The organism is Helicobacter sp. T3_23-1059 (assembly GCF_053654515.1).
Genome location: NZ_JBSIUV010000105.1, coordinates 1 through 3,257, shown reverse-complemented (window position 1 = coordinate 3,257; position 3,257 = coordinate 1). Strand labels below are relative to the sequence as shown.

General features: G+C 31.1%; 4 protein-coding genes and 1 pseudogene. All 5 read left to right on the top strand.

All coding sequences use genetic code 11. The features are described from left to right. A pseudogene (locus ACWIX0_RS13160) lies at positions 1 to 463 on the top strand (type VI secretion system Vgr family protein); the annotation flags it as partial. Between the two features lie 149 nt (positions 464 to 612). Next, complete coding sequence (locus ACWIX0_RS13155) at positions 613 to 2,067, top strand: ribonuclease domain-containing protein (protein ID WP_454174439.1); 1,455 nt, start codon at positions 613 to 615, stop codon at positions 2,065 to 2,067. Positions 2,068 to 2,080: 13 nt separating this feature from the next. Beyond that, a complete protein-coding gene (locus tag ACWIX0_RS13150) occupies positions 2,081 to 2,572 on the top strand; it encodes a hypothetical protein (protein ID WP_454174438.1) in 492 nt (163 codons plus the stop codon). Positions 2,573 to 2,677: 105 nt separating this feature from the next. After that, the gene (locus tag ACWIX0_RS13145; RefSeq protein WP_454174437.1) at positions 2,678 to 3,100 is read left to right on the top strand and encodes a hypothetical protein; all 423 of its coding nucleotides are present in this window, start codon (positions 2,678 to 2,680) and stop codon (positions 3,098 to 3,100) included. Positions 3,101 to 3,122: 22 nt separating this feature from the next. Beyond that, on the top strand, positions 3,123 to 3,257 hold a 135-nt coding region (locus tag ACWIX0_RS13140; protein ID WP_454174440.1), incomplete at its 3' end, for a phage baseplate assembly protein V.

Here is a 3,257-nt window from a genome sequence, read left to right as displayed (position 1 = left end):
CAAACTAAAAGTAGAGCATAATAGTAGTGAGTATGTGGGAGGGGATAAGGAGGTAATAATAAGGGGGAATGTGGAATCTAAGATAGAGGGGGATAAATCTAGTGAGATAATGGGGAATAGGGTGGAGAGAGTAGGGGGAGATAACGATATAGAAATTGCCCAAAAGCTAAATATTCAAACACAAGGCGAAATTGCCATTCGCTCTAACGATAATATTTGCCTATCATCGCCACAATCTTTAAGTTTAGAATCTAAAAATGCCGTTGCAATGGTTGCTGATAATCTAACAATATTAGCAGATTCTAACTACATTCTTAATGCAAATAATGAAGCAGTGTTTCAAATAGGTGATACTACCATAACTGCCACAAACGATAAAATCACATTTAAGGTAAGTGGCATAGAAATGGTGCTAGATTCGAGCGGACTTATTGTCAAGGGTGGAGAGATTAAAAGTGAATAAACAAGCAAAAAATTATTCAAAATATTTATTCAAAGAAAAAACTAATGAATGCAATAACAGGTTATAAGATAATGTATTGCTTTTATCAAATAACCCATATTTACAATATATTCCAAATACTAATATACAAAATCTAATAAGGTTTTATAATGTCAAATATTAACACCCAACCCATAAAAATACAAATACGAGATATTTATCATAAACCCATACAAAATGCTAATATTAAGATATTAGAGAGAAAAACTAATAAAATTTTATACAACCAAGAAAGCGCAAATGGAGAAGTTATATTAGATGATATACAATCCCTTAAAAATACTCACGCCTTTAAAGTCCAAATAGACCACCCACACTATAAATCTACACCCAAGACAAATGCACCTTGCATTAGGGAAGTATGCAAAGGTAGATTTCACACTCTAGAATTTCCATACCAAGATAAATTATTGGTAAGTAGCGTATATGCCAACTATATAGAATCTAATTCAAATGACAAACATATATACAATCAACAAAATAACATTTATGGTGAGATAAGTCCTAACAGTAAGTCAATAAATATTGCCTTAAAAGCATATTATAATCAAGATTCTATCCCCAACAAAGATAAACACACCGATATAAGAAAGCATTTATACCAACAACAAAAAAAGGAAACAAAATGGGGCTATATTGTATTTGATAAACATATAGACATAGATTCTAAACTAAAAGAACTAACTAAAGATTCTAGTATTCCTATTGTGAATCTTACAGAATTTCGTAGAATCTACAAAAGCGATGATATAGAATCTAATAAACCAAATCCATACAGCACAAACAGCTATATAAAATCTAGCAATTATATTTTAGGGGAGGAAATACATATACGATTCAAACAAGAATGGCGCGATAAACAAGTGAGATTCTTTGCTTATATAGAGGGAGCAAAGAGCGATGTAAGTGTGGATGTGGAGGTAAAAACTACTGATTATACTATTGAAATGTATGTTGTTGATGGCAACAATAAAGATGATTTGCCTTGGTATGAAAATGAAAATATTTGGGTTTGGATAGATGGCGCAACATTATTGATTCCTGTATATGGTTGGGGAATAAAAGCTGCTACTACTTCAGGAAGATATGTAGCTAAAGGGATACATTACATAGGCACAAGATTAACAAAAAGGGCTTCAACCATTAAGAACAATAAAAACTTATTAAAGCGATTAGAGTTCTCATTGGAACGGGTTATTATTCGCTCAAAAAATAAAACAATGAGAGAAAAATATACACAAAAACCACTTCAGACACTTCCACAAAATGTCAAAGATAGATATAGAGAAAGAGTAAAAAATAGGTGGGATATTAGAAACAGAAAAACACATAAATTTGAATCTGGCAAAGATTGGCATAATGATTTTATGCAACTTCCAACTCACGATAAACAAGGAAATTTAATAAGATATAAAGAACACGATGTTAATGTGGTAGGACGACGACAAAGTAGAGACAAAGAAAGAATTGTAACAGGATATGATGATAGAGGCAACTTATTGCTAGACTATATCTATTATACAAACGACCATTATGTTACATTTGCGCAAATTATATTAAAATAAAGGAGCAAACAAAATGACAAAAGGCTACATTATAGGTAAAAATTACATAGGCAAATATGGTATGCGATACGGGATTTATGCGATACGCAATGAAATGGAAATACCTAATAATTTGACAGAAAATCCATACACGCTACGCATAAAAATCAATGGCAAAGACATAAAAGATTATAATGTCGATTATATGGATATTATGCAAAATGCGTTTTCTTTTTACACAAAGGATTGCATCAATAATCCTATGGCTTTTAGGGATTGGATGTCGGGATTAGATTGGGGCGTGTATATGGATTCAGGTGCAATGTATCAAAATATTTTGCTTATATTTAGGGATTGGAATCAAGTAGGCAAGGCGTTATTAAACTCTGGGAAAAAAGTGAGAGATAAAATATTGGCGGATTTTATAAAAAGAGAAAATAATGAAAAAGGCATATTGGATTGGTTTGCCCTAAATTATGGCGCAAATGACGATGAATTGAAGTGCTTTAATATTTATCTTGTATAATTGAAAAAGTAAATCATATCCAATATTTATGAAAGTTTTTAGGTGATACAAATCGTCTAATCGGTAATGACAAAGTAAAAAAGTCTATTATTGGAGGTTTGAGCAATGAATACAAAGAAATGTTTAGCAATAATATTTTTGTTATTATTTAGTGTAAATACTATCGAGTCATATTGTCCGCCATTAAAGGCAGAGAGTGAATCTGAAGCTATGAGTCGCTCACATTTTAAAAAAGACCCCATAAAATACTACAAAAGATATGCTTTGGCATATTGTTTGGGCTATGATTTTGCAAAAGGAAAAATATACCAAGTTTGCAAAGGAAAGGAAATACGCAAAAATCCTTATCATATAGAAAATATGGTTGAGGATTTTGGCGATAAAAGTTTGGTAGATAAAATACGAAAATATATTGATGAAAAGACGCTCTCAAATGAAGTAAATAGTTGTTTTGGGCTTATATATTATTATCAAGAGTTTCACAAAATGCTTGAAAATTTCCTAACAAACCAAAACGATTTAAATTAAAGTATAATAGTAATTTCCCATTATGTTTTCTATCTATCGCTATTCCCCATATTCTGGATTTTATCATACCCCTAGAGTAGGTGATGAAGTGCTTATTAGCTTTTTAGATAATGACATAGATAAACCCTATATTAGTGGTAGCCTTTATAATAACACT